We start from the raw sequence: 24700 nt of genomic DNA, 5'->3' as shown, positions 1-24700 counted from the left end.
GTTGCATATGCGGCATATGTGCCTAACGTGCGGCCCGTGTCACATTATGGAGAGGCCATGTCCGTCGGACGCATCATCGAAACGCCCGAATGCGTTGCCGAAGGGGCAAGGTGGTTGGCAGAATCCTGTCCGCGCATGGCCTACGCGATGGACCAAACCGGGCCATTGCCCTTGCGTCGTCGCCCGGACGGATTTGCGCAGCTGCTCAGTGCGATTGTCAGCCAGCAAGTCAGTGTGGCCTCGGCCAATTCGATCTGGAAACGGCTGCAGGATGCCAAGCTCACTGGACCGCGCAAGATCATGTGGGCGACCGATGACGATCTGCGCGCCGTGGGGCTGAGCCGTCAGAAAATCCGATACGCCCGCGCGCTGGCCGAAGCACGTATTGATTACAGGGCATTGCGCGATGCTCCTAACGCGGATGTTGTGGCCACGTTGACCGAAGTGCCAGGCATCGGCGTCTGGACCGCCGAGATCTACGCGATGTTCTCGCTGGGCCGCGCGGACGTGATCGCGCCTGGGGACCTGGCATTGCAGGAGGCTGCGCGAATTCTGTACGACCTGCCAAAACGCCCGACGGACAAGGAGTTGCGTCAAATGGCCGAAGCCTGGTCGCCGTGGCGGTCGGTTGCGGCGCGGGTATTGTGGGCCTATTACCGGGTCGCGAAAGAACGAGAAGGGATCAGATGACACGGGTTTTGAATGCGCTCCGGAAAGAGCCGGTCTCGGGCGACACACGCTCGGTTGTGGTGTTCGTACACGGCTATGGTGCCAACGGGGCTGACCTTTTGGGGCTGGCGGACGTGCTTGGTGACCATCTGCCTGACACGCTGTTTGTGGCCCCCGATGCACCCGAACAGATCGCCGGCATGCCCAACGGGTATCAGTGGTTTCCGATCCCCTGGATTGACGGCTCGTCCGAAGAAGAGGCGCGCAGGGGAATGGCGATGGCGGTTGAGGATTTCAACGCCTTTCTTGACGCTTTGATGGTGGATGAGGATCTGTTGCCGGAACAAGTGGTTTTGTTCGGCTTTTCACAAGGCACCATGATGAGTTTGCACGTGGCACCTCGACGCGAAGACCCGGTTGCCGGTATCGTGGCCTTCTCGGGCCGGTTGCTGGAGCCTGACATGCTGGCCGAGGAGACCGTCAGCCGCATGCCGATTCTACTGGTCCATGGCGATTCTGATGATGTCGTGCCTCCGCAATCGCTTCCCGAGGCCGCGGAAGCTTTGCAAGGGGCTGGATTCAAAGAGATTTACGCACATGTCATGAAGGGCACGGGCCACGGAATCGATCCTGACGGCCTTGGTGTGGCCTTGGCGTTCATGCGCGACAAATTGAGCTTGTGAGCCTTTCTGAGAGCCAAATAACCAAGTAATGGGCGCGGGTTTCTCCGCCCCTAGTTTTCAGAGATTGCAACACGGCTGCATGGAACCATCCTGCTATGCAGATTAGCTGCGTTTTGTATGCGACTGCTTTGTCTGGGCGATCACAACTCGCGGATCAAAGACTAACAGTCAATTATTCGCGCCTTGAGCCGCGAAGAAGTGATTTGGCAAACCCCTACAGGCGGGCTTCAATGAGGTCAGGGAGGTTTGCCATGAAGAATCCGGAGTCCTTTGAAAAGTTCTACTTCGCCAAAGTCGGTATGGGCGAAGCTTGTGGCTGCGCCGAACGCATTATTGATGTCTTCGAGTTCAACAGAATGGGAGGCGCGCACTCAAAGCAAGGTGTGAAACGCGAGGGTGGAAAACGCCGATCCTTCCGGGCCTGGGCTGTCAAATACGGTCTTCTGAGCCGAAAACGGCAAAACTAGAACAAAACCCTCTGTGGAGTTTTGGGAAGTTCATTGTCAGTCGTTTGGAAACAGTTCGTCCGGCCAAAGGTGAACTCGCACAATACACTTTGTTCATCGCATTTTTTTGTTTCCTTCCACTCAACACCGGCCACCTAGTGTTTTGGTTGCTGAATCCGATTATGTGGGGAAGTTCGTTACCAGAAACCTAACTGCTGACGGTAGATGCGAGTCGGGTTGGAAGTGTTTCGGTCTTTTTTATTTACGTTCAGGCGAACACTGGTATGATGAAGTGGCTTCCGGAATTTATCTTTAAGAAACAACATAATACGCAAATATCCTAATGGATAATTCCTGGTCGGTACTATCGTTATTTGGCTGGTGGTGCCCAAGGAGAGACTCGAACTCTCACGCCCGTGAAGGCGGGGGATTTTGAATCAACGGCCAAAAATTAGCCATTGTTTTTGTTGAATTTTTTCGACCTTAAGTCACCAAATTTTGGCTTTAGGTCACAAGCGAGCCACTCAAGTCAGCACCTTCGAGCATTAGTTTCACGCGGAGTCACTACGTATCCACGGCAACTACAAATGAGTCAGATTGAGAAGACGCTTCGTCCACGGCTATGCTTTAGCCAGAATACAGTAAAGCGGAAATTCGTGGTGCCCTTCCCCGGACTCGAACCGGGACGCCGTTGCCGGCAAGAGATTTTGAATCTCTCGTGTCTACCATTCCACCAGAAGGGCAATGTCCAGTCGTTTATTTGACCCATCGAAGGTCGTCAATAGGCAGTTGCAGCCCAAAACTTGCAGGGACAAACAACCGCAAATTTAGGCGCTTAGTAACGCTGATAGATGAGCCAGTGCCTGAGGACAAAAAGCTGGCTAACCAAAAACGATACCAAAGGCGATACCGTAGACTGTCCCGGCGACCTGCAGAAAGAGCCATATGAGTACGCCTCCTAATGCCAGTCGATGTGCAAGAGCTTTGTCGTTGTTTTCGTCCAATACATTTACCGGAAATGCCCATTTCGCATAAGTAACCAATAGGCGGTATGCTATCAAACAAAGTCCAACAAAGTAGACAAACAGCGGCCATCTGAACAGCTCGAAACTGCTTCCAACAGGTATCAATTTGTCCATGTAGAGTGCTGAAAAGTATAGAGCTACCGGTAGAGCCACAAACCACAAGCCAATGTCATAGCTGAAATTACGATGGATCGGAGCGTACCAAGTCTTATGACCTGTCAGCTTCCGCTCCACAGCTCGCACGACGGCGTTGAAGAATGATACGTCTTCAGCACGGACGTAAACATTGCTGGTGTTGGGTGTCTCAGCTGACACGAGCGGGTTTGGATCAAAAACCTTTGGTTTGTCGAAGTCCAACAAAACTGAAACCATATTTCTGGGGTCGTTGCCGCTCGCGTGACGAGCAAACGCTGTAGAATTTGTGAAGTAGATAGACTTTATTGGATTGGGGAGTTCAGGGTGGTCGAACACCTCAATCGTTTCGCCATAAAGTTGTTGGTCGCGTAAACCTGTTACGGTCACTGTTAGCTTAAATCCGTCTTGAACCAGGAATCTCTTGTTACTTTCCCACTCCTCGTCTGACATGCTCGTGTCCCTAGGCAAGGAGGCAACCAATTGCTCTCCGAACGCCGTATTAGGTGCGTCCAATTCACGGTAGAGACTCTTGATCTTCTCGAGAGAAAGCCTGCAACCTCTAACCGGTATCCTTTCTTCAAACCAGTTAACGGGTTTGCGATGAAGTTCGACCAATGCGTCGTCAGACATTATTACCCTCTAAATGTATGTTTGACCGCCGTGCAGCAACAATCTCTAAAGAGTCTCGTACAATAGCGACGTGTCTTAGTGAAGTATCCTTCGACCTAGGATTGCGAACACCTAAGACTCCTTGCTTCAGTAGTCTGCTCACTCAATTGGTGACGCGCGCCTCCGGGAAGTTCCCGAAAAAGGAATCCCCAGAAACGTCGAATAATCAACGACTTTCTTTCCAATTTGCGAAAGTAGCAGTGGATTAATGATTCCCGCAGGTGACGACAATAGAGATTTTGAATCCCCTGCGTCTACCATTCCGCCACTTGGGCCACGAACACTGGATTATCGCCCAACGCGGGGAAGGTCCAGAGGCAAAAAACAACCAGTATCTGGATTGTTTGCCTTTGAACGGTTGACGCCCCGGTGGGTGCATGGTTTGCCTTGCCGGTAGTGAGATTTGGACCTTAGTGTTTTATGTTGCGATCCCTTTATGACTGGACCATCCGTCTGGCCGAACATCCGCATGCTCTTTGGGCGCTGGCCATTGTGGCATTTGTGGAAAGCTCGTTCTTTCCGATTCCGCCGGATGTGCTGATGATTCCAATGATCCTGGCGCGGCCGTCGCGGGCATGGCTGATCGCGACCGTTGCCCTCGTGGCTTCGGTGCTGGGTGGGATGCTGGGATACGCGATCGGAGCCTTCTTCTATGAAAGCATCGGCCAACCGGTCCTTGAGGCGATGGGCAAAGGCCATGCCATGGAAGAGTTCAACGAGCGTTTCAATGATTTCGGCTTCTGGGCTGTGCTGACCGCAGGTGTTACGCCATTCCCCTACAAGGTCATCACGATCATGTCCGGCTGGACCGGGATGCCCTTTGGGACGTTTGTTGCGACCTCAATTCTGGCACGGGCCTTGCGGTTCTTTGTCGTTGCAGGGCTTTTGTGGGGGTTCGGCGAACCGATCCGCGATTTCATCGAAAAGCGCCTGGGCCTGATGTTTACCCTGTTTATCTTGCTGTTGTTTGGCGGATTTTTCGCGGTGAAGTATCTATGACCAACCGAAACAGATTAGTGCTGATTGCGGCGGCAGGGTCTGTCGCCTTGCTGTTGGGGGCATGGGGATTCCAGTACCTTGGCGGGTTGGCACCCTGCAAGATGTGCATTTGGCAGCGGTATCCGCACGCCGCCGCAGCGTTGATCGGTGCAGTGGCGATTGCTGTGCCACGGGTCTCGGTTCTGCCGCTTCTGGGGGCTTTGGCCGCTGCGACCACGGCGGGTATCGGTGTTTATCACGCCGGCGTCGAGCAGAAGTGGTGGGAAGGTCCCAGCAGCTGCACGTCCAGCGACATTGGTGGGTTGTCGACGACCGAGTTGATGGATCAGATCATGAACGCGCCGCTGGTGCGCTGTGACGACATCCCGTGGGAAATGCTTGGTCTTTCCATGGCAGGTTGGAATGCCGTATTGTCGGCCGGTTTGGTTCTGGTCTGGCTTGCAGCGTGGCGGGTCCGGTAAACGTCAGATCTGATCCAGTTCCGCATCCCAGTACAGGAAGTCGATCCAGCTGTCGTGCAGATGGTTTGGCGGGAACTTGCGCCCGATATTGCGCAGCGCCTCGGCATCGGGTTGGCGGGGTGGCTTGCGCAGAGACATGCCAGCTTGCCGCAGCGATTTTGACCCTTTTCGCAGGTTACATGGGCTGCATGCTGCCACCACGTTCTGCCAGCTGGTCACACCGCCCGCCGCGCGCGGAACAACGTGGTCAAACGTCAGGTCGCCTCGGCTGCCGCAGTACTGGCAACAGAATTCATCCCGCAGGAATAAATTAAAGCGCGTGAAGGCCACGCGCTTTCTGGGTTTTACATAGTCTTTCAGGACAACGACCGAAGGTATTCGTATCTCGGTACTGGGACTGCGGACAACTTCGTCATATTCGGCCACGATGTCGACCCGATCCAGCCAGGCGGCCTTGATCGCCTCCTGCCATGGCCAAAGAGACAGAGGATAATAGGACAGGGGGCGATAATCAGCGTTCAGGACCAGTGCCGGATGACGCCTGAGTGCACCGGGTTCCCTGACAAATTCGGTCCTGAAGTCTCCGTCCATAACAGAATCGCTCCTCGCTCTGCACTGCCCGTTTTTTGACATCAGAGCGGGGAACACCCGCCCCGGCCTTAACTTAACTATATATCGTGTTAAAACTCTGACAAGCCCTGATTTTCCACAATATCTCGGGGATTGATTAATGCGAATCCGTAACAATCGCGTGACAGTTATCCACAGCTTGCGCTAGGTGGTTTCTGCGCGCTATGGCGTTGTTCATGTCCTGGTTCATTCGCTTCAATAAACCTTTCGATGTCCTGCCGCAGTTTACCGACAGGGCGAATGGAGATTCGCCGCGCAGCACGCTATCCGACTACATTGATCTGCCCGGTGTCTATCCGGCCGGACGACTGGATCGGGACAGTGAGGGTTTGTTGCTGCTGACGGATCACGGAAAGCTGCAGGCGCAGATTTCCGACCCGAAACACAAGATGGCCAAGACCTACTGGGTTCAGGTCGAGGGTATTCCCGACGCTGCCGCGATGAAGGCGCTGCGCGAAGGGGTCGAACTGAATGATGGGCCAACCCGACCCGCAAAGGCACGGGTGATTGACGAACCTGATAGCCTTTGGCCCAGGACGCCGCCGATCCGGGTGCGTCAGACGGTTCCTGATTGCTGGATCGAATTGACCCTGCGCGAAGGGCGCAATCGGCAGGTGCGCCGGATGACGGCAGCGGTCGGACATCCCACATTGCGTCTTGTTCGGGCCCGCATCGGGGATTGGACGCTGGAGGGATTGCAGCCGGGGCAATGGGAAAGCCTGCCCATGCCTGAGGTTTCCGCAGCACCGCAACGAAAGAGAGACCGCAGACCGCGACGGTGACAGAAGGCAGGGCCTGAGGTACACTGGGCTCATGAAAGTCACACCGGACATACCGCGCTCGTCGGCAGTTCTGGAGGCGGCGCTTTACGTCAATGATCTGGACGCGGCAGAGCGTTTTTACGGCGACATTCTGGCGTTGGAGAAAATCCAGCGCGTGGACAACCGGCACGTGTTCTTCCGTGTGGGCCGTTCCGTGTTGTTGTTGTTCAACGCCGAGGAAACGGAACAAGCACCGCGAAATCCTGACTTGCCGGTGCCGCCGCATGGCGCGCGCGGGCCCGGGCATGTGTGCCTTGCCCTTTCGCGGGTCGAAATGGACACAATGCGTAAGCATCTGCTTGACTGGAACGTACCGCTGGATGCCGAGTTTGATTGGCCGAACGGGGCCCGTTCGCTGTATGTGCGTGACCCGGCCGGCAATTCCGTTGAGTTTGCCGAACCGCATTTGTGGGACTGAAAGGGACTGTCCTCGGATCGTCCGGGGGGAAAGTTCGGGAAACACCGTCAGATGTGCGGCTTTACACGGGCTTGCGAGACGCGGGGGTTGACAAGCGATGTATTGGAATGAAACGTCGTAAGTGTTGGGAGATTTTTGAAATTCAGGTGCGTGAACCCGTTTTTTCGACGGGGGAACTTGCTGTGTTGACAAGTTCTTAGGAGGGGTTGTTTACGGATCTTCCGACCACAATAAAGATTTGGGAGATCACGAAAATGAAAAACAACAGCAAACTGGGCCTCGGCGCGCTTGTTACCGCAGCGCTGATGGCGCCTGCTGCTTTTGCGGAGGAATTCATCACAATCGGCACCGGTGGCGTGACCGGCGTTTACTATCCGACCGGTGGTGCGATCTGCCGTCTGGTGAACAAGGGCCGCAAGGAACACGGTGTACGCTGCTCGGTCGAATCGACCGGCGGTTCGGTTTACAACATCAACACCATCCGCGAAGGCGAACTGGAGTTTGGTGTGGCCCAGTCCGACTGGCAGTACCATGCTTATAATGGTACCTCGAAATTCGAAGAGGCTGGTCCGTTCGAAGGCCTGCGTGCAGTATTCTCGGTTCACCCCGAACCGTTCACCGTTGTTGCGCGGGCCGATTCCGGTATCACCAACTTCGAGGACCTGAAGGGCAAGCGCGTCAACATCGGTAACCCCGGTTCAGGTCAGCGCGGCACCATGGAAGTTCTTCTGGGCGAAATGGGCTGGACCACCGGCGATTTCGAGTTGGCAACCGAGCTGAAGGCGGCTGAACAGTCTGCTGCCCTGTGCGACAACCAGATTGACGCGATGGTCTACACTGTTGGTCACCCGTCGGGTTCGATCCAGGAAGCAACCACCGCTTGTGACTCGGTTCTGGTGAATGTCAGCGGCGATGCGGTCAACAAGTTGGTTGAAAACAACTCGTTCTATCGTACCGCTACCATCCCCGGCGGGATGTATCGTGGATCGGATGGCGACACCCAGACCTTCGGTGTGGGCGCGACATTTGTAACGTCGGCTGACGTGTCGGAAGACGCTGTGTATGCAGTTGTAAGCTCGGTCTTCGAGAACTTCGATGACTTCAAAAAGCTGCACCCCGCATTTGCCAACCTCAAGCCGGAAGAGATGATTGCGGACGGCCTGTCGGCTCCGCTGCATCCGGGTGCCGAAAAATACTACAAAGAAAAAGGCTGGATTCAGTAATCCGTCCTAAACATTTTGACGAGGCGCTTTTCGGCGCCTCGTTTTTCAACCGGTGAAACACCGGAACAAAAAACCGCGCCGGAAACCGGCCGCTGAACGGGGAGAGATTTGATGAGCGCTGATCAGCAGGGCAATCGTCCGCTATCCGAAGAAGAACTTCAGGAATTGGTCGCATCTTCGGATGCAGGGGCCCGTGATCCAGCCGGAAACGTGGGCCTGTTTCTGGCAATTGTCGCCGCGATCTGGTCGATTTTTCAGGTGCTTCTGGCGTCACCGATCGCAAACTACGTTCTTCCCGGCAGCATTGTGAATAACGCACGGCAGTTTCATCTTGCCTTTGCGATGTTCCTGGCCTTCGCGGCCTATCCTGCGCTGAAATCCAGCCCCAGAAACTACATCCCGATCCAGGACTGGATCATGGGAATTCTGGGCGCGTTTGTCGCGCTTTACGGTTTCTTCTTCTACGACAAGATCGTCAATGCGGGCGGTCTGGCAGACGATATGGACAAATGGGTCGCTCTGGGTGGTCTGTTGCTGCTGTTCGAGGCCGCGCGCCGCGCGCTTGGCCCGGCGATGGCGATCATTGCCACGATCTTTCTTGCCTATGTGTTCTTCGGCTCGTCGGAATGGGTGCCCGAAGTAATCCGCTGGAAAGGCGCGAGCCTCAAAAAGGCGATGAGCCACATGTGGATCACGTCCGAAGGTGTCTTCGGCATCGCCCTTGGCGTTTCGACGAAATTCGTGTTCCTGTTCGTGCTGTTCGGTGCATTGCTGGATAAGGCCGGGGCAGGGAACTACTTTATCAAAATGGCCTTTGGCGCGCTTGGTCACCTGCGCGGTGGCCCGGCTAAGGCGGCCGTGGTGGGTTCGGCGGCGACCGGCCTGATTTCGGGCTCGTCCATCGCCAACGTCGTGACCACCGGCACATTCACCATCCCACTGATGAAGCGCGTCGGCTTTTCCAGCGAACAGGCCGGATCGGTCGAGGTCGCCAGTTCGGTCAACGGCCAGATCATGCCGCCCGTGATGGGGGCCGCAGCCTTCCTGATGGTCGAATATGTGGGCATCTCTTACGTCGAGGTGATCACCCACGCGTTCCTGCCTGCCGCGATTTCCTACATCGCGCTGGTATACATCGTTCATCTTGAGGCGGTGAAGCGGAACATGCCCACGCTGGGCGACCGCGACGTGCATCTGGCGCGAACCGTAGTCGGAATGCTGTCCTTCTTCCTGATCTTTGCGGGGCTCTGCTATGGCTCGCAATTTCCGGTCGATGCCGTGACCAGCTGGGTGCCGACGCAAGCCGGGCTTATCCTCAGTTTGATTGTCTGCGCGATCTATGTCGGGCTTTTGTATCTGGCGGCGCAGGTTCCGGACCTGGAGCCTGATGATCCCAATGCCAAGGAAGTCACGCTGCCGGTCATTGGCGAGATCTACAAGGCTGGTCTGCATTACCTTCTGCCGATCATCGTTCTGGTCTATTTCCTGATGATCGAACAGAAGTCGCCCGGTCTGTCTGCTTTCTGGGCCACGGCACTGCTGTTTGTGATCCTTCTGACGCAGAAACCGCTGAAGGCGCTGTTCCGGGGACAAACCAACATGTCCGCCACATTTGCGGACGGTGTTGCTGACCTGTGGCAGGGCCTGATCGACGGTGCGCGTAACATGATCGGCATCGCGCTTGCTACGGCGACTGCGGGTGTGATCGTGGGGACTGTTACGCTGACGGGAGTTGGGCAGGTCATGGCTGATCTGGTCGAGTTCCTTTCGGGTGGCAACCTGATCCTGATGCTGGTGATGGTGGGGCTTCTCAGCCTGATCCTGGGCATGGGTCTGCCGACCACGGCGAACTACATCGTCGTCAGCTCACTGATGGCGGGTGTCGTGGTTGAACTGGGCGCTCAAAGCGGCCTGATCGTACCGTTGATCGCCGTGCACCTGTTTGTGTTCTACTTCGGTATCATGGCCGACGTGACGCCGCCGGTTGGTTTGGCCAGCTTTGCCGCTGCCGCCGTGTCGGGGGGCGACGCAATCAAGACTGGATTCACCGCGTTCTTCTACAGTTTGCGCACCGTGGCTCTGCCGTTTGTGTTCATCTTCAACACAGATCTTCTGTTGATCGATGTGACTTGGGTCGAAGGCATCATCGTGGCCATATCCGCGACGATTGCGATTCTTGTGTTTACGGCTGGAACGATGGGATACTTCCTGACCCATAGCCGCATCTATGAAAGCGTTGCGCTGATCTTTGTGGCCTTCGCTCTGTTCCGGCCAGACTTCTTCATGGATCGCTTTTCACCGCCGTTCGAAACGGTCGAACCGTCGGCATTTGTCGAGACGATGGGTGAAACTGCACCGGGCACCGAGGTTCGGATGGTCATCAGCGGGCCGGATTTCGACACCTTGCAGATGGTTGACACAACCATCGTCGTCCCGGTCGGCAGTGAAGAAGGCGGTGCCGCGCGTGTCGAGGCGATGGGCTTGCTGCTGATCGAAGAAGACGGGTTGGTCAAACTGGAAGAACCCCTGTTCGGCTCGCCAGTGGCGGATGATCTGGGCAATTTCGACTATTACGGGGACGAGGCCGTGCGCCTGTCCTCGGTCAGTCTGCCGTCCAGCCAGCCGCCGAAACAACTGGTCTACATCCCGGCGATGATCCTGCTGGGTCTGATCGCCTTCCTGCAACGCGGCCGCGCCGCAAGACAAGAGGTGCCTGCATGACACGTTCTGTTCTTTGCGCTGTTGATATCAGCAACGGGGATCTGGATGTCCCGGTCCTGAAAAAAGCCGGTGCACTGGCCGAGATGGAGGGCGCGCAACTGGATGTCGTGTCGATCGTTCCGGATTTTGGTGAAACCTGGGTGTCCGGCTTCTTCGAACCCGACCATCACGAAAAGGCGCTCCAGGACGCGCATGCCAGACTGTCGGAAATGTGCGAGGCCACATTGGGCAAAGAACGCAACGAAAAAGTGCGTCATGTGGTGGCAACCGGAACCGCCTATCAGGAAATTCTGAAGACAGCGGAAAGCGCGGGCAGCGATCTGATCGTGATCGGCGCGCATAAGCCCGATCTGAAGGATTATCTGCTGGGGCCCAATGCCGCCCGCGTCGTGCGGCACGCGAACGTTTCGGTTTACGTTGTCCGCTAGGTCAGCGCTGCTTCAGTAGCCTGTCATCTCAAGGTACCCGCGACCTTCGTGGGTACCTTTTATTTTGATCGGGCCTTCCCAGTATTCGAACCGGGTGCCCATCCACGCCTTTGGTGTCAGGGCCGATACTTCGACATCCAGGTCACGATCCGGTAACGTGACACGCCACCGAACCGGAATATCGCGTTCTGCGACGATTGCGGTTTCCAGCGGCGTCATTGAAACAGACCCATTCGGCAGGCTGGTAGCCTCTCCGTCCGCGCCGATCCAAGTGGCCGAGGTGAAGTCTCCGCGCGCGCCGCGAAGACGGAACGCCATGAGCTTGTCGCCGCCCTCAAAGCTGAGCGAGAACCAGTCCCAGCCGGTTTGGTCCGCAGCCAAAGGTTGCGATGACCATTCGCGATCCAGCCACCCCTGACCGGTGACTTCCACATCCCGGTCCGGCAAGTGCAGTGTGCCCCGGACCGTGTAGGCGGGCTGAGAATAGTAGTAGCTGGCCTGACCATCTGCGGATTTGACTGAATACCCATCCTCACCGTGAAAAACCAGCGGTCCATCGGCTGTCAGCGACAGGTCATATCCAAAGGTTTCGCCATTTGCTGTCAACGACAGGGTATTCAGGTCCGGACCACCCATTCGCCACTCGTCAATCCATGCCTCGAAGGGGTGCGAGGAAACCCCGGCCTGCCCGATACCGCCACGCGACAGGCGCTCGGCAAAATAGTGGGTATTGGGCGTTGTGACAGCGGCGTGTCCCATCCAGATCTGAGGGCTCTGCCAACCACCAGTTTCAACCGGTTTCAGCGCTGAGCGAAACAGGGTCCACTGTACACCGTAATCCAGTCCATCTTCACCGCGCAGATTTGCCGTCAGGTACCACCATTCGATGCGAAAGGACGGATGCGGGCCGTGATCCTGCGGGAAATTGAATTGGTAGCCGGGTTCAGGAACATCAAAGCCCTCGGCGGAGCCGCCCAACCCGGCATAGCCCTGTGCCAAAGCCGGAAAGGGAAGCGCCAATAGCAACATGAAAAGCAAGGTCCTAACGTTCATTGGCAAACACCTTCAGCAGGTCCGCCGGGGGCAGGCGCAGCAGTCGCAAGGCGGGCAGGGCTGCGGCGGCAAGCGCTGCGACAACGGTCAGTCCAAACAAACCCAGCCATTCCCTTGGGAACAGGAACATTGGCAACTGCCAGCCAAAAGCCTGCACATTGATGACAGTCAGCAGAACCCAGGCCAGAACAAGGCCCAGCGGCAGCGCCAGGCAGGCCGTCAGGATGGCCAACAGCCCGCTGCGCAGCAACTCCAGCCGGGCCAGGTGCGCGCGGCTCAGCCCAAGTGCCCAGACCGGCGCGATCTGCGGCAGCCGTTGTGTCCACAATGTCAGAAGGCTGGTCAGGATGGCGAATCCGGCAACGCCGAGTGTCAGAATGTTCAGCGCCGAAGTCACAACAAATGTCTTCTCGAACACAGTTATGGATTGCGCCTTCATCGCTGCCTGTTGGACAACGCTTTCGCGTGGTAATTCGAAATGGTCTCGGATTGCCTGCGCCAGCTTGCCAGCGGCTTCCGGGGAAACGCGTACACCAAAACGCCGAGCCGGAGTATTGGGCGCGATTTCATTTAGCTGTTCCATCGACACGATGGCCTGACCCGTCGGATTGCCGTAGTCGGAATAGACACCAGCAACTTCCAGCATCCGACCGGGTGTCAGGGCCAACTGATCTCCGGGCCACAGATCGGAACGGCGGGCCAGTTGCTCGTTTATCAGAACAACCTCTCCGGCCATGACGCGATCCCAGACATCCTGCGACGAAGCGATCAGCGGCCAGTGCTTCCGGTACGTCGCATGATCGATCACACCGTATAGGAACAAGGGACCAGTTTCATGAGGGAGTTCGACCCGGCGGATCGGAAGGATGGCATCCACCTGTGGGGCGAGCCAATCGACAATCGCTTGGCTTTGTTGATCGTCTATGGCCGTGACGTACAATTCGGACGTCAGGCGCTGATCCAGCCAGCCGGTGAATGTCAGCCGAAAGCTGGACACCATCGTCCCGACACCGATATTCGCGGCCAACGCCAGCAGCAAAGCCATCAAGGCAAGTGAAAGGCCGGGAAGCTGCGCCCTCATGTCAGCCCAGACCCATTGCGCAACAGGACTGCGGGCCTTGCGCTCAAGGACATGAATGATCGCTGAAAGAAACGCAGGCAGCAGCAGGGCCGATCCGGTCAGGATACCAGCCAACAGGGCAAACCCGCCGATCAGCCCGGGGAAAACCAACAAGGCGAGGCAGCCCGCAACGATCAACCCGAGGCCGGTGAAGCCCGCAATCCGGCGTGAGCTTGTGGCCTTGCCCCAGGCCTGCAGGCCCGGACCCGCAAGAAGCGGCCTTCGAGACAGTCGCCATAGCGCGTGTCCACTGGCCATCAGCGTACCGGCAACGGCCATGGCGATGCCTGCAGCGGCCCATTGAGGCTGCAATGACAACTGTCCGCTGACAGGGGCGCCATACAAACCGCGCAAGGTGGCTGCCACGTCAGGAAGTAACGCACCTGCCAGAAAGAAGCCGAGCAAAAGGCCCAGCCCGCCGCCGACCAGAGCAAGCATGGTCAACTCTGCGAAGATCAGGCAAACCAATCGACGCATGGAGACGCCCAAGGCCCGCAAAGTCCGGATCATGCCGCGTCGCTGGGCAAAAGCCAGTCCAACCGTACCGTGAACGATAAACAGACCCACGGCGAACGACAGCAGTCCAAATGCGGACAGATTGAGGTGAAAGCTCTCGGTCAGTTGCGCGGTGTCCAGCTGCGATGACGGGCTGATCCGTTCCAGTTCGGGCGCGAGTTCCGACAAAGGCGGGACCGTGCGGGGTTGAAAGGGCAATATGACCAACCGGCTTATTTCACCCCGTCTGTTCAAAAGGGTTTCGGCAACGCCGATATCGGTCAGGATAACGTCCGGCGGCAGAGACGCGCTTGTGATCGCTTTGGGCAGTCCGGAGTGTTCAGCAATCAAAGGTTCCAACACCGGCGAGATCAAAAGCACACCCGGGGCTGTCAGCACGTCAACCGGTTCGGGCGGCTCGGCGCTTTGTTCTGCCTGCGTAATTGCGGGCAGGGCGGGGTAGGAGATCATGTCCACGCCCATCAGGCGCAGCGTTCGATCAGCGATGCGAAACGGCCCTTCCAGAACCGCTGCAACCTGCCAACCGGCCTTGCGCAGCGCGACATAGCGATCGATGGGGATCGGGCCCGCCGGGTTTCTCAGAATGTCATACTGGCCAATTGCCAGTTGTGAATTGGCGCGATCATAACTGGCCCGCGCCTCGGCATTGATGGCTTGCACTGCTGACCAAAGACCGGTTGCCAGCGCAATTCCAATCAGCAGCGTTGCCAGTTGCAACAGATGCCTGCGCCAGTGAGACCACAGCGCCTGAACAACCACAAAGGTCATGCGATGTGTCCGCCCGCAAGGTGGGCGTGCTGGTCCAGACGCGCGGCAATGGTATGGGAATGGGTCACCAGCAGCAGTGCCGTTCCAGTATCTGCGACCAGTGACAGCATCAGATCCAGCACCGCCGCGCTGGCGGTCTCGTCCAGATTGCCCGTTGGCTCATCCGCCAGCAAAAGCTTGGGCCGAACGCCCAATGCGCGCCCTATGGCGACCCTTTGTTGCTGTCCGCCAGACAAGTATTCCGGATAGCGGTGTATCAGATCGGTCAGCCCCAGCCTGTCGGCCAGATGCGCAATCCAGTCCGGGTCGTGGCGATTGGCCAGCCGGGCGTGAAAGGACAGGTTTTGCCCGACGGTCAGCGAAGGGATCAGGTTGAACTGCTGAAAAACCAACGCGACACTGTCGCACCGCAATGCGGCGCGTCCCGGATCGTCCAGTGCCGACAGCGCCGTGCCGTCCAGAGCTATTTCGCCGCTGTCAAAACTGTCCAACGCTGCAGCGAGGTTCAGTAAGGTGCTTTTGCCGCTGCCGCTTTCCCCAGTCAGCGCCAATGTCTGGCCCGCATCAAGTGACAGAGAAACGCCATTCAGAACCGGGCGGCCACCCGGGTACGATTTCCTGACCTGATCAACTACAAGCAACATCCGGGCATCCTGACTGGTTCCTGTCACAATGCGCAACGGCACGCGCCAGTGTCCAGTGCGCATGCTTTCCCGGTTCCTTTCGCCGCAGGTGTGGCACTGGTCGATGGCCGGGGTTGTTCCCGGCCGGGCAAAAGTCCATGCTGTGCCAACGGTTTCACCCTTCGGCACGAGGCGCGAGCGGATGTCCTTATCCGACCAGATCATCTGGGGCAGCATCTATCTGGGCATATGCTTTCTGATCGAGATTGCTTTGCTGACATGGTGCACGCAGTTGATTGAAAAACTGACTGAAAAGTGGCAGGACACGCACCGCTTTTTCACCACTGCCGCGCCGATCAGCGTGGCGCTGGTGTTCATTGTTCTGATTCACACCCTTCAAGTCTGGCTTTGGGCCATTGTCTGGGTCTTTGGTGATGTCTTGCCCGACTGGAACTCGGCTCTCTACTTCTCGTTGGTGACGTTCACGACGCTTGGATACGGCGACATCGTTCTGGGTGAAGAACTGCGAATCTTCGGGGCATTCGCATCCGTGACCGGCCTTTTGGCGTTTGGCTTGTCCACCGCTTTCATGGTCGCGTTGATGACACGGGTGTTTCAGGAGGAGTTGTTGTTAAAGGATAGGGGCGAATAGACGCGCCAGAGGTGCCCCAAAGCGGATATGTGCCGGTTGTTGTTGCAGGGTGCGTGTCAGTTCGTAGCTTTTCTCAAAGTCGGTGCGCAGCATACTTGCGGCGGCTTCAGCGGCGCGGGCATCGAAGAACAGGGCCATCGCTTCGAAGTTCAGGCGGAAGGACCGATTGTCCAGATTGGTCGTTCCCACGGCCGCCAGGGTGTCATCGACCACAAAAACCTTCTGGTGCATGAACCCGTCGGCATATCGAAACACACGAACACCGCAGTCACGGATTTCGTCGAAATAGGCAAAGGCTGCAAGCCAGGGCAGGCGATGGTCGATCATGTCAGGGACCAGAATCCGCACGTCCACGCCGCGCAGGGCGGCGTGTTGAAGGGCCGTCATGATGTCAATGTCTGGGACGAAATACGGCGAGGCGATCCATAATCTCTCTTTCGCCTCGGCGATGGCGGCAAAGAACATCATCGCGCCGGTCTCGGTCTCGTCCCCCGGGCCGGTGGCAACCAGCAGGGCGTTCATGTCCTGATCGGATTCACTGCCGGCCCAATCCAGATGGTCGATCAGGTCCTCTTCATGGGCCCAGTGCCAGTCTTCGGTAAAGATCAGTTGCAACTGGCGGACGATGTGACCGGTAATCCGGACATGCGTATCGCGCCAATGGCCAAAATGCGCGTTCTGACCCAGATATTCCACGCCGACATTATGCCCGCCGATAAACCCGGTCTCGCCATCAATGATCACAGTTTTGCGGTGGTTGCGGTAGTTCAGCTGAAACCGGAACTTAGGACCACGACGCTCCTTGGGGTTTGCAACATCAATTCCTGCTTGCTGCAGCGATTCAAGATATGAGGTGGGCAGGCCATAGCTGCCCACGGAATCGGTCAGGAAGCGTACGTGCACCCCACGTTCCGCCGCCGCAACCAGCCGATCCCTCAATTGCTGGCCCAACGGGTCATCACGCACGATGTAGAATTGGATCAGGACATAATTCTTGGCGGCATCGATTGCCTCAAAAATCGCGTCGAAAGTCGCCTGACCGTCAATCAGCAACGACGCGCCATTGCCACGGGACACCGGCAGGTGCGCCAAAGCTTCGAATGGACGCGGATTGATCTGCATGCTTTCTCTGTCCGGCTTTGAGTAGTCTGCAAAGGTCTTGATGCCCTCGACAACCCGTTCACTTTCCTTTCGGGCAATGCGGTATCCGCGAAATCGGTGATGACCCAGAAACAAGTACATAGGCACTGCCAGCATGGGGGTTGCGATCAGAAAAACCACCCAGCCGACCGCACCTTGTGGCGTACGAGCTGTCTGTGCAGCCCGTATCGAGAACACCACAGCAGTGACGTAGAGAAATATCAGAAACGCGGAAACAAGCAGTGTCCACATGAGGTTGAAAGCTCCGAACCTGTTCAGTTCGCCCCAGTGTAGATGCGCGACCAGTCTTGCGCCATATCAACAATGACCCATCCCATCCCGGGCCCTTTGTCCAGACCGTCGGCCAGTTTCCCAATCGGGCTGTCGCGGTCATAAGCCCATTCGCGTTTGTCATCCGTGTGATGAATCAGGATGCCCAGTCGTGGTCCTTCGCCCGACGTCGCCCACTCCATCATGGCGAAATCTCCGTCCGAGTTTCCTCCTGCCAAAATCGGGCGTTTGCCGATTGTGCGTTCGATGTTGATTGGCTTGCCTTCCTTGTCGTCGATAAAGGCGATGCCCGGTGCCTTGACCAGAACTGGTGAGCCATCGACCGTTTCATAGCTGGTATTGCCGTATGTGCCGAGGACCTGCCAGGGCGGAATGCCATAGGCGCTTTCGGCAAAAACACGCATGAAATGAAGGCCGCCGCCGGAAACGATGTATGTCTTGAACCCTTCATCACGCAGGTAGCGCAGCAGCTCGATCATGGGTTGATAGGTCATCTGATCATAGCGGAGATCAGTTTGCGGATGGCGAGACTCGTCGAGCCATTGTGCGACCGTGTCCTGAAACTCGGCGACGGTCATGCCCGAATGCGAGGTGTTGACGACTTCGATCAATGCATCATGCCCACCTTCCAGGACAGCCGCCAGATCTCCTTGCGCCGCCGCCTTCAGGATGGGTGTTGTGAGGATTGAGGGATCCTGTTCTGCCTTTTCGGCCAGACGGTCCATAGCAAAAATAAACTGAAAATACACAGGTTGCTCGGCCCAAAGGGTGCCATCATTGTCGAAGACCGCGATCCGGTCGGCAGGAGTGACATATGCTGGCCCGGACGGATCCGTTACCGATTCTACAAATGAAATAATTTGATCGCGGGTCTCGGTGTCTTGCCAGCTTGGCAGGGGATCAGCACTGCCGGTGACAGGAAAGGTCAAGGCAAAGACGATGGCAGACAATCGCAGCATTACACAACACTCCGTTCAAAATGACCGGGGCCACCCTTGCAGGCGGCCCCGAGTTGTTTGCAGTTTTAGTTGCTGGTTGGAGTTGACAGTTTGTCCATCACCTGATCCAGGCTGAAGCTGGCAGCTTTCTGCCGCGGCGGGAATTCCTGGAACGTGCTCAGGAATTGCCCGACATATTGCTGGGCAGGCACCAGGAAATAGACCCGGTCGATCATCCAGTCGTAATATGTGTTGGACGTGCGATAACCGCGTTCGTACGGATCGCGGCGCAGGTTCACGATGATCGGGACGCGCAGCGGGGTGAAGGGTTCCATCCAGGCGCGCAGGGTTGCCCATGCTTTCTGCTCGAGAAAGATCAGCTTCCAGTCATCGAACCGCAAAGCCGAAAGGTCGCCGTCATCGGTGAAATAGAACACCTCCCGGCGCGGGCTTTCAGCGGTTTCACCTGTCAACAGTGGAAGAATATTGTAGCCATCCAGATGCACCTTGTAATCGCGACCCATCGCGGGCGAGGAATAGCCGGCCATCAGCTTTTCCTTGATCTCCGGATCACCGGCGACAGCAAGGTATGTCGGCAGCCAGTCCATGTGGTGCACGATTTCATTGGTCACAGAACCCGGCTCGATCTTGCCGGGCCAGCGCACCATTGATGGCACGCGCCATCCGCCTTCCCAGTTGGTATTCTTTTCGCCCCAGAACGGGGTCGACGCCGCATCAGGCCAGGTGTTGTAGTGCGGGCCATTGTCGGTGGAATAGTGGACGATTGTATTGTCGGCGATGCCGAGTTCGTCCAACAGGTCCAGCAACTGACCGACGTGGATGTCATGTTCGATCATGCCGGCTGTATATTCATCGGCCACGCCGCCCATGATCTCATTTGCCTGATTGCGCATTTCCTCTTTTACATGGGTGCGGAAATGCATGCGAGTGCCGTTCCACCAGACATAGAAGGGTGTTCCATCCTGATTGGCCTTGCGAATGAACTCTATGGCAGCCTCGAGCGTTTCCTCATCCACCGTTTCCATGCGCTTTTTCGTCAGTGGACCAGTGTCTTCAATCGGACCTCCTGCGGTCGAGCGGATAACACCGCGTGGGCCATAAGCCTCGCGGAAGGTGCGCCCGTCGGGCAAAACCGCGTCTCCGGGATAGTCTTCATGTTCGGGCTCTTCCTCGGCGTTCAGGTGATAGAGATTCCCAAAAAACTTATCAAAACCGTGGTTTGTGGGAAGGTGCTCATCCCGGTCGCCAAGGTGGTTCTTGCCGAACTGGCCGGTGACGTACCCGTGGTCCTTCAGCAAACCCGCAATTGTCGGGTCTTCGACCTGCATCCCTTCTTTTGCGCCAGGCAGGCCAACCTTGGACAGGCCGGTGCGAAAAACCGATTGACCCATAATGTAAGATGACCGGCCTGCGGTGCAGGACTGTTCACCGTAGTAGTCGGTAAAAATCATACCCTCATTGGCAACGCGGTCGATATTGGGTGTCCTGTAACCCATCAAACCCATCGTATAGGCCGAGATATTGGATTGACCGATATCGTCACCCCATATCACAAGGATATTGGGCTTTTCATTCTGTGCCCATGCCGGAATTGCAAGGCACGCGGCAAATGTGGCCGCAGCTAGCCTACGTAATAGTGGGGTTGGTCTGAGTTCTTCTGATGACATCTTACGCTCCTGAAATGGCGGGTCGGAACCCGGTCGTTTCGAAATTGACGGCTCAGCCGAAAAACTGCTGAAACATCATGTGTAAGGCGCTGATTCTCTGATTGAATTCTTTTTCTGAGAGAGCCTCGGGAAATGATTGAATAACTGTACCTGCGAAGGCAGAACTATCACATAGGAAGATTAAAATATACTAATTTCAGGTTAAACTTAGCGGAGGGGTGACCGGACCAAGTTAACTACTTTTCTTTGGACCCGTCTTCACCCAATTGCCCGTCCAGTGACATCAGAATGGCAACCGGTCGCAATGCAGGGATGTGGCTGAAAACGATCAAAATGCATACGGTCAGCGGCACACTCAGGAATGCTCCGATCAGGCCCCAAACAGTTGTCCAGAAGGTCAGCGCCAGTATCACCAGAAACGTGGACATATTAAGTGATCTTCCCAGCAGGGCAGGGTCCAGGAAGTTGCCAATCAGAAACTGGATGGTGCCGCAGCCAAAAACGATGATCAAAAACGGGCCGATTGTTTCATACTGAACCAGTGCAATCATGGCCGGGAAGACAACGGCGATGATGGATCCGATCGAGGGAATGAAATTCAGCGCAAATGTCAAAACAGCCCAGGTTTCAGCGTATTCAAGGCCAAGAAGCCGGAACACCGCATAACTGATGCCTGCGGTAATCAGGCTGATAAAGGTTTTGACACCGACATAGCGTTGAAGACTGTCGGTAATTGCGTCCAGAATTGCGGCGAACTCGGCCCCGGCCAACGGGTTGCCTGCGGCCAGTTGGATCTTTTTGCGAAAAGCAAGTCGTTCGGCCATCAGAAAGGCGACGTATAGGCTGATGAGAAAGAAGTGATTGAGCAGAGAGGTGGCGCTGCCCAGCAGAATCCGGGCCACATAAGTCATGTCCAGGCTGACCAGATTGTCCCGTATGAATTTCGTGACATCGTTGCCGACCAACCCTGTGACGCGCTCTACCGCGCCGTCGAACTGACTTTCGTATGTGGTGACAGAACGGGCGAACTGCGTGGCCTGGCTGCCCACAATGTACATGATCATGAACAGACCCGCCAAAACCACAGTCACACCGGCAATGTTGGCCAGCCAGACCGGTGCGCGGGTAACGGCTATCACCCGGTCGCTGAGGGCAATGATCAGAACGTTTATCAGCAACGCCATGGTCAGCGGAATCAGGAATGCGGAACCGGCATATAGGCCAACCACGATCAGAGTGATGACAATCACAATGTCTCGCAGAACCGACAGCCTGAGCATGGGGCGGTCACTCGATTCTTGGGCTTTCAGATCCATGGAACGAACAGTTTCCGGTACATTTGTTAAGGGTCACGGTCCGATTCTGCACAGCGCGGCGGGTTTATGCAATGCGCTCAGGCATTTATACGCGTCTATTCGGCAACACAGGCCTGCACGCGGGTTCTTTGCAAGACTTATGCGGGTTAGACTCGCGACATGCACGCGTTCATGATTCCCTCGTTTGATCGTCCGCTTCGTGCCCTGTGGTTGGCAATCCGGCGGTTCGTCGACAAGAATGGTTTTGTGATGAGCAGCCATGTCGCCATGTCTTTGATGATGGCGTTGTTTCCATTTGTCCTTTTCACCGTCGCGTTGGCTGGTTCGTTGTCGCAGGGCTACGTCACTGACGATCTGATCGACCTGATTTTCGGAGCGTGGCCTGAAGATGTGGCCAAACCGATCGTTGCCGAACTGCGCGCGGTGCTGGACAACGCCGGCTCGGGCGTCATAACGCTGGGCGGTTTGCTCGCCATCTATTTTGCATCAAACGGGGTGGCCGCTGTGCGCGCCGCTATGAACCAGGCCTATCATGACAGTGACAGCTGGCCGTTCTGGAAGACCCGGCTTTTGTGTATCGGCCTCGTCATCCTTGGCGGTGCCTCCGTTCTGATCATCGCAATGGTAGAAGTTGTGCTTCCCTTTTACACAAGGTTGGTGACGGAAAACACGGCCGTTGATGTATCAGGGTGGTTGTCCGTGGACAGGCTGGGCTGGATTTTTACAGTTGCCGTGCCTGCGGGCTTGGTAATTATCGCACATTTGGTGTTGCCAACGCGCCGGCATCGGTTGACCCAGATTCTGCCGGGCGCTTTTTTGACGCTTTCGTTGTGGGCCGCAGGCGGATGGGCTTTCTCCATCTATATCGGCAAATTCGCGACTTACAGCGCGACCTATGCTGGTCTGGCTGGGGCTATGGCGGCCCTGATTTTCCTGTACCTGTGCGCCGCCATGTTGATCCTGGGAGCGGAATTTAACGGTGCATTGATGGATCTTGAAAACGAGTCCCAAGCGAAAGACTAACAAAAGTAGGGCGCGCTGCCGGCGACCCGTTTGCTCGTACATTTGAGGTATTTGGCGTGAAATGCCGCTTTGTTCGGCATGTCAGCGCCTGTATTGCGCCATGTTGATGGCAAATTCCGCTGGCAATCTCAGGGCAGGGTACAAATCCCAGCATTCTTCACGAGGTCAGCCATGCCTGAACAACCAGCGCCCGAACCAAAGCGTACACGCCGCGTCACAATCGATCAGCGGATTGCAGAACTACAGGCCAGACCGCCCGTTTACATCAATCACGGCGAAGCTCTGCTTATTCAGGGGATGGCCACCGCGTCCTTCCGCGAACAACGCCTAAGCGGAAACCGAATACTGCTGGACGATTAAGTTCAGCCCCTAAATCCAGTTGCAACAACGAATTTTTCCGAACTATCTGACCGCGATGCAGGTGGTTTGACATTGGCCACCTTCTCGAATTTCTGTTTCAGCAGCTTTTGCAGATCGCCCTCAGCGCCGCCGGCCAGAACCTTGGCGACAAAGGTGCCGCCTTCTTCCAGCACGTCAAAGGCGAAATAGGCGGCCGTTTCGCACAACGCCATGATCCGCAAATGGTCGGTCTGTTTGTGCCCCGAGGATGCAGCGGCCATGTCTGACATTACCACGTCGGCCTTGCCGCCCAGCCAGTCTTTGACCTTCTGGTCAGCGTCGTCCTCCATGAAGTCCAGCACATGAGCTATCGCACCGGCGACCGGTTCCACCTCCTGTAAATCGACACCCAGAACAGTACCGATCCGCTTGCCGCTTTTCTCGCCCAGCGCGTTGACCCGTTTGACCGCGACCTGCAGCCAGCCGCCGGGTGCGCAGCCCAGATCCACGACACGGGCTCCCGGAACCAGAAAGCGGAATTTCTCGTCCAGCTCCAATATCTTGAATGCGGCACGCCCACGATAACCTTCGGCTTGGGCGCGCTTTACATAAGGGTCGTTCAACTGCCGCTCGAGCCAGCGGGTCGAGCTGAGCTTGCGCCCGCGTGCAGTCTTGACCTTGACCTTCAGGTCGCGCTGTCCGCGACCTGAGGTATTTTTGCCAGTCGGTGTCTTCGCCATCAGAACGGTCCGTCTTCCAATACGCCGTCCGCGCTCATCTGTGCATAAAGCAGACCTTCGCGCAGCCCCCGGTCCGCCACGGAAAGACGGTCGGTGGGCCAGCATCGTAACAAAGCCTGCAAAATGGCCGAGCCGGACATGATAAGGGCCTGCCGGTCATCGCCGATGCGCGGATCCCGGCGCCGACCCTGAGGGCCGAGTTCTAGATACCCACGTATGACTTTGTCAATCTGATCGCTGGTCATGCGCAGACCGTCTACCTTCGTCCGGTCATACCGTTTCAGTCCAAGATGCGAGGCCGCAACAGTTGTAACCGTGCCGCTTGTGCCTACGATCTGGAATCCTTCCCGCGCCTGTTCGTCCTTGTAGGGCGCGAAGTCGGCAAGGTTTTCCTCGAAAAACCAACTCATCAGCGCAAAGCGGGCCGAGTCGTCTTCGACGTCGTGAAACTGATCTCGCAAAGTGGCGACGCCCAGCGGAACGCTGATCCAATCCACCACCTTGGCAGCGGGAAAGGGGCTTTCAGCCGCGTGAAAGCCATTATGAAGACGCATGATTGCAGCAGGGCGATCCCGGCGCGGCACGGATGAGATATCGATCCACACCAGCTCGGTCGAACCGCCACCGATGTCTACAACAAGCAGTTGCTCGGTCTTGGTCGACACCAACGGAGCGCAGGAGATGACTGCCAGACGGGCTTCTTCCTCGGGCTGTATGATTTCCAGCGTCAAGCCGGTTTCGCGCTTGACCTGGCGGATGAACTCGCGCGAGTTCTTGGCGCGCCGACAGGCCTCGGTCGCAATCAGGCGCATTCGCTTGACGCGGTTCCGTTTGAGCTTCTGCTGACAAATCCTGAGCGCCTGAACGGTACGCGCCATAGACGCCCGAGACAGACGTCCGGTGCGTTCAAGTCCCGCACCCAGTTGCACGGACTTGGAGAAACTGTCTACCACATGAAACCCGCTGCCCTTGGGCTGGGCTATCAGCATGCGGCAGCTATTCGTTCCCAGATCCAGTGCCGCATATAGTGCATCCGGATCGGGTTTTGCCGGCGCGGGGCTTTCGACCGCTTTCGGGAACGCGCCCGCACCTTTGGGACGCTTGGGCGCCATCTTCACGCCCTCCGATTTTCGAGTTAACCTGACCCTAGGCGGCACATCGCCGT

24 protein-coding genes and 1 tRNA gene are annotated in these 24700 nt (G+C 56.7%); 13 read left to right on the top strand and 12 right to left on the bottom strand.

Annotated features, from left to right (window positions below; all coding sequences use genetic code 11):
- The first annotated feature begins 57 nt into the window (after positions 1 to 57).
- The 3 genes from ACR0CG_RS00185 (at position 58) to ACR0CG_RS00175 (ending at position 1819) form a co-directional block, all read left to right on the top strand.
- Positions 58 to 690, top strand: coding sequence for a DNA-3-methyladenine glycosylase family protein (locus tag ACR0CG_RS00185; protein WP_480522335.1), 633 nt, complete (start codon positions 58 to 60; stop codon positions 688 to 690).
- A complete protein-coding gene (locus ACR0CG_RS00180) occupies positions 687 to 1352 on the top strand; it encodes an alpha/beta hydrolase (RefSeq protein WP_480522334.1) in 666 nt (221 codons plus the stop codon). The genes ACR0CG_RS00185 and ACR0CG_RS00180 overlap by 4 nt, the downstream gene beginning before the upstream one ends.
- A 251-nt stretch (positions 1353 to 1603) precedes the next feature.
- Positions 1604 to 1819 carry a hypothetical protein gene (locus tag ACR0CG_RS00175; RefSeq protein ID WP_480522333.1) on the top strand — a complete coding sequence of 72 codons (216 nt, stop codon included), beginning with the start codon at positions 1604 to 1606 and terminating at the stop codon, positions 1817 to 1819.
- A 636-nt stretch (positions 1820 to 2455) separates the two neighbouring features.
- On the opposite strand, the gene ACR0CG_RS00170 is transcribed toward ACR0CG_RS00175, so the two are convergent.
- Both ACR0CG_RS00170 and ACR0CG_RS00165 read right to left on the bottom strand, forming a co-directional pair.
- Positions 2456 to 2541 (bottom strand) — tRNA-Leu (locus tag ACR0CG_RS00170).
- Between the two features lie 138 nt (positions 2542 to 2679).
- The gene (locus tag ACR0CG_RS00165; RefSeq protein WP_480522332.1) at positions 2680 to 3588 is read right to left on the bottom strand and encodes a hypothetical protein; all 909 of its coding nucleotides are present in this window, start codon (positions 3586 to 3588) and stop codon (positions 2680 to 2682) included.
- Between the two features lie 459 nt (positions 3589 to 4047).
- Between ACR0CG_RS00165 and ACR0CG_RS00160 the strand changes: the two genes are divergently transcribed.
- Both ACR0CG_RS00160 and ACR0CG_RS00155 read left to right on the top strand, forming a co-directional pair.
- Positions 4048 to 4626 (top strand): YqaA family protein, encoded by a 579-nt coding sequence (locus ACR0CG_RS00160; protein WP_170614953.1) that lies wholly within the window; start codon positions 4048 to 4050, stop codon positions 4624 to 4626.
- Positions 4623 to 5087: a disulfide bond formation protein B gene (locus ACR0CG_RS00155; RefSeq protein ID WP_480522331.1), complete on the top strand. Its 465-nt coding sequence runs from the start codon at positions 4623 to 4625 to the stop codon at positions 5085 to 5087. The genes ACR0CG_RS00160 and ACR0CG_RS00155 overlap by 4 nt, the downstream gene beginning before the upstream one ends.
- A gap of 3 nt (positions 5088 to 5090) precedes the next feature.
- Here ACR0CG_RS00155 and ACR0CG_RS00150 read toward each other — a convergent pair whose 3' ends face one another.
- Positions 5091 to 5678, bottom strand: coding sequence for an HNH endonuclease (locus tag ACR0CG_RS00150; protein ID WP_170614955.1), 588 nt, complete (start codon positions 5676 to 5678; stop codon positions 5091 to 5093).
- Between the two features lie 215 nt (positions 5679 to 5893).
- On the opposite strand from ACR0CG_RS00150, the gene ACR0CG_RS00145 reads away from it, so the two are divergent.
- The 5 genes from ACR0CG_RS00145 (at position 5894) to ACR0CG_RS00125 (ending at position 11328) form a co-directional block, all read left to right on the top strand.
- Positions 5894 to 6499 carry a pseudouridine synthase gene (locus ACR0CG_RS00145; protein ID WP_480522330.1) on the top strand — a complete coding sequence of 202 codons (606 nt, stop codon included), beginning with the start codon at positions 5894 to 5896 and terminating at the stop codon, positions 6497 to 6499.
- Between the two features lie 31 nt (positions 6500 to 6530).
- Positions 6531 to 6956 (top strand): VOC family protein, encoded by a 426-nt coding sequence (locus tag ACR0CG_RS00140; RefSeq protein ID WP_480522329.1) that lies wholly within the window; start codon positions 6531 to 6533, stop codon positions 6954 to 6956.
- Positions 6957 to 7210: 254 nt separating this feature from the next.
- Entirely contained in the window at positions 7211 to 8179 is a 969-nt protein-coding gene (locus ACR0CG_RS00135; protein ID WP_480522328.1) for a TAXI family TRAP transporter solute-binding subunit, read from the top strand.
- A gap of 111 nt (positions 8180 to 8290) precedes the next feature.
- A complete protein-coding gene (locus tag ACR0CG_RS00130; protein WP_480522327.1) occupies positions 8291 to 10900 on the top strand; it encodes a TRAP transporter permease in 2610 nt (869 codons plus the stop codon).
- On the top strand, positions 10897 to 11328 hold the full coding sequence (locus tag ACR0CG_RS00125; RefSeq protein WP_170677240.1) for a universal stress protein: 432 nt from the start codon (positions 10897 to 10899) through the stop codon (positions 11326 to 11328). Before ACR0CG_RS00130 ends, ACR0CG_RS00125 begins: the two co-directional genes overlap by 4 nt.
- 12 nt (positions 11329 to 11340) lie before the next feature.
- Here the strand turns inward: ACR0CG_RS00125 and ACR0CG_RS00120 are convergent, their stop codons facing one another.
- From ACR0CG_RS00120 to ACR0CG_RS00110, 3 genes are read right to left on the bottom strand one after another with little or no spacing between them, the layout of a single operon-like run.
- Entirely contained in the window at positions 11341 to 12381 is a 1041-nt protein-coding gene (locus tag ACR0CG_RS00120) for a lipocalin-like domain-containing protein (protein WP_480522326.1), read from the bottom strand.
- Positions 12371 to 14785 carry an FtsX-like permease family protein gene (locus ACR0CG_RS00115; RefSeq protein WP_480522325.1) on the bottom strand — a complete coding sequence of 805 codons (2415 nt, stop codon included), beginning with the start codon at positions 14783 to 14785 and terminating at the stop codon, positions 12371 to 12373. Before ACR0CG_RS00115 ends, ACR0CG_RS00120 begins: the two co-directional genes overlap by 11 nt.
- A complete protein-coding gene (locus ACR0CG_RS00110) occupies positions 14782 to 15429 on the bottom strand; it encodes an ABC transporter ATP-binding protein (protein WP_480522623.1) in 648 nt (215 codons plus the stop codon). Before ACR0CG_RS00110 ends, ACR0CG_RS00115 begins: the two co-directional genes overlap by 4 nt.
- Positions 15430 to 15610: 181 nt before the next feature.
- Here ACR0CG_RS00110 and ACR0CG_RS00105 point away from each other — a divergent pair, with 181 nt between their 5' ends.
- On the top strand, positions 15611 to 16060 hold the full coding sequence (locus ACR0CG_RS00105) for an ion channel (protein WP_170614964.1): 450 nt from the start codon (positions 15611 to 15613) through the stop codon (positions 16058 to 16060).
- Here ACR0CG_RS00105 and cls read toward each other — a convergent pair.
- The 4 genes from cls to ACR0CG_RS00085 form a co-directional block, all read right to left on the bottom strand.
- Positions 16040 to 17452, bottom strand: a complete 1413-nt coding sequence (gene cls / locus ACR0CG_RS00100; RefSeq protein WP_480522324.1) for a cardiolipin synthase — start codon at positions 17450 to 17452, stop codon at positions 16040 to 16042. The genes ACR0CG_RS00105 and cls overlap by 21 nt on opposite strands.
- Positions 17453 to 17475: 23 nt before the next feature.
- The gene (locus ACR0CG_RS00095) at positions 17476 to 18450 is read right to left on the bottom strand and encodes an HAD family hydrolase (protein ID WP_480522323.1); all 975 of its coding nucleotides are present in this window, start codon (positions 18448 to 18450) and stop codon (positions 17476 to 17478) included.
- A gap of 65 nt (positions 18451 to 18515) precedes the next feature.
- Complete coding sequence (locus ACR0CG_RS00090; protein ID WP_480522322.1) at positions 18516 to 20117, bottom strand: arylsulfatase; 1602 nt, start codon at positions 20115 to 20117, stop codon at positions 18516 to 18518.
- Between the two features lie 236 nt (positions 20118 to 20353).
- Entirely contained in the window at positions 20354 to 21433 is a 1080-nt protein-coding gene (locus ACR0CG_RS00085) for an AI-2E family transporter (RefSeq protein WP_480522321.1), read from the bottom strand.
- Between the two features lie 171 nt (positions 21434 to 21604).
- Between ACR0CG_RS00085 and ACR0CG_RS00080 the strand changes: the two genes are divergently transcribed.
- Together ACR0CG_RS00080 and ACR0CG_RS00075 are read left to right on the top strand one after the other, a co-directional pair.
- Entirely contained in the window at positions 21605 to 22456 is an 852-nt protein-coding gene (locus ACR0CG_RS00080) for a YihY/virulence factor BrkB family protein (protein WP_480440313.1), read from the top strand.
- 171 nt (positions 22457 to 22627) lie between these two features.
- On the top strand, positions 22628 to 22816 hold the full coding sequence (locus ACR0CG_RS00075; RefSeq protein ID WP_170614969.1) for a hypothetical protein: 189 nt from the start codon (positions 22628 to 22630) through the stop codon (positions 22814 to 22816).
- Positions 22817 to 22818: 2 nt separating this feature from the next.
- Here the strand turns inward: ACR0CG_RS00075 and ACR0CG_RS00070 are convergent, their stop codons facing one another.
- Positions 22819 to 23535: an RlmE family RNA methyltransferase gene (locus ACR0CG_RS00070; RefSeq protein ID WP_480522320.1), complete on the bottom strand. Its 717-nt coding sequence runs from the start codon at positions 23533 to 23535 to the stop codon at positions 22819 to 22821.
- Positions 23535 to 24647 (bottom strand): Ppx/GppA phosphatase family protein, encoded by a 1113-nt coding sequence (locus ACR0CG_RS00065; RefSeq protein ID WP_170614971.1) that lies wholly within the window; start codon positions 24645 to 24647, stop codon positions 23535 to 23537. The genes ACR0CG_RS00070 and ACR0CG_RS00065 overlap by 1 nt, the downstream gene beginning before the upstream one ends.
- Positions 24648 to 24700: the final 53 nt, after the last annotated feature.

The sequence above is a fragment of the Ruegeria sp. AB8 genome (assembly GCF_056542605.1).
This window is presented reverse-complemented; position numbering and strand designations above follow the sequence as displayed.

Excerpts from the sequence above, each read along its gene's own strand:
- ACR0CG_RS00165 (WP_480522332.1), bottom strand. The coding sequence starts at position 3,588 with ATGTCTGACGACGCATTGGTCGAACTTCATCGCAAACCCGTTAACTGG.
- ACR0CG_RS00080 (WP_480440313.1), top strand. The coding sequence starts at position 21,605 with ATGATTCCCTCGTTTGATCGTCCGCTTCGTGCCCTGTGGTTGGCAATC.
- ACR0CG_RS00085 (WP_480522321.1), bottom strand. The coding sequence starts at position 21,433 with ATGGATCTGAAAGCCCAAGAATCGAGTGACCGCCCCATGCTCAGGCTG.
- ACR0CG_RS00065 (WP_170614971.1), bottom strand. The coding sequence starts at position 24,647 with ATGGCGCCCAAGCGTCCCAAAGGTGCGGGCGCGTTCCCGAAAGCGGTC.
- ACR0CG_RS00095 (WP_480522323.1), bottom strand. The coding sequence starts at position 18,450 with ATGCTGCGATTGTCTGCCATCGTCTTTGCCTTGACCTTTCCTGTCACC.
- ACR0CG_RS00145 (WP_480522330.1), top strand. The coding sequence starts at position 5,894 with ATGTCCTGGTTCATTCGCTTCAATAAACCTTTCGATGTCCTGCCGCAG.
- ACR0CG_RS00155 (WP_480522331.1), top strand. The coding sequence starts at position 4,623 with ATGACCAACCGAAACAGATTAGTGCTGATTGCGGCGGCAGGGTCTGTC.
- ACR0CG_RS00130 (WP_480522327.1), top strand. The coding sequence starts at position 8,291 with ATGAGCGCTGATCAGCAGGGCAATCGTCCGCTATCCGAAGAAGAACTT.
- ACR0CG_RS00110 (WP_480522623.1), bottom strand. The coding sequence starts at position 15,429 with ATGTTGCTTGTAGTTGATCAGGTCAGGAAATCGTACCCGGGTGGCCGC.
- cls (WP_480522324.1), bottom strand. The coding sequence starts at position 17,452 with ATGTGGACACTGCTTGTTTCCGCGTTTCTGATATTTCTCTACGTCACT.
- ACR0CG_RS00135 (WP_480522328.1), top strand. The coding sequence starts at position 7,211 with ATGAAAAACAACAGCAAACTGGGCCTCGGCGCGCTTGTTACCGCAGCG.
- ACR0CG_RS00160 (WP_170614953.1), top strand. The coding sequence starts at position 4,048 with ATGTTGCGATCCCTTTATGACTGGACCATCCGTCTGGCCGAACATCCG.
- ACR0CG_RS00150 (WP_170614955.1), bottom strand. The coding sequence starts at position 5,678 with ATGGACGGAGACTTCAGGACCGAATTTGTCAGGGAACCCGGTGCACTC.
- ACR0CG_RS00090 (WP_480522322.1), bottom strand. The coding sequence starts at position 20,117 with ATGTCATCAGAAGAACTCAGACCAACCCCACTATTACGTAGGCTAGCT.
- ACR0CG_RS00075 (WP_170614969.1), top strand. The coding sequence starts at position 22,628 with ATGCCTGAACAACCAGCGCCCGAACCAAAGCGTACACGCCGCGTCACA.
- ACR0CG_RS00125 (WP_170677240.1), top strand. The coding sequence starts at position 10,897 with ATGACACGTTCTGTTCTTTGCGCTGTTGATATCAGCAACGGGGATCTG.
- ACR0CG_RS00185 (WP_480522335.1), top strand. The coding sequence starts at position 58 with ATGTCCGTCGGACGCATCATCGAAACGCCCGAATGCGTTGCCGAAGGG.
- ACR0CG_RS00140 (WP_480522329.1), top strand. The coding sequence starts at position 6,531 with ATGAAAGTCACACCGGACATACCGCGCTCGTCGGCAGTTCTGGAGGCG.
- ACR0CG_RS00175 (WP_480522333.1), top strand. The coding sequence starts at position 1,604 with ATGAAGAATCCGGAGTCCTTTGAAAAGTTCTACTTCGCCAAAGTCGGT.
- ACR0CG_RS00120 (WP_480522326.1), bottom strand. The coding sequence starts at position 12,381 with ATGAACGTTAGGACCTTGCTTTTCATGTTGCTATTGGCGCTTCCCTTT.
- ACR0CG_RS00115 (WP_480522325.1), bottom strand. The coding sequence starts at position 14,785 with ATGACCTTTGTGGTTGTTCAGGCGCTGTGGTCTCACTGGCGCAGGCAT.
- ACR0CG_RS00105 (WP_170614964.1), top strand. The coding sequence starts at position 15,611 with ATGTCCTTATCCGACCAGATCATCTGGGGCAGCATCTATCTGGGCATA.
- ACR0CG_RS00180 (WP_480522334.1), top strand. The coding sequence starts at position 687 with ATGACACGGGTTTTGAATGCGCTCCGGAAAGAGCCGGTCTCGGGCGAC.
- ACR0CG_RS00070 (WP_480522320.1), bottom strand. The coding sequence starts at position 23,535 with ATGGCGAAGACACCGACTGGCAAAAATACCTCAGGTCGCGGACAGCGC.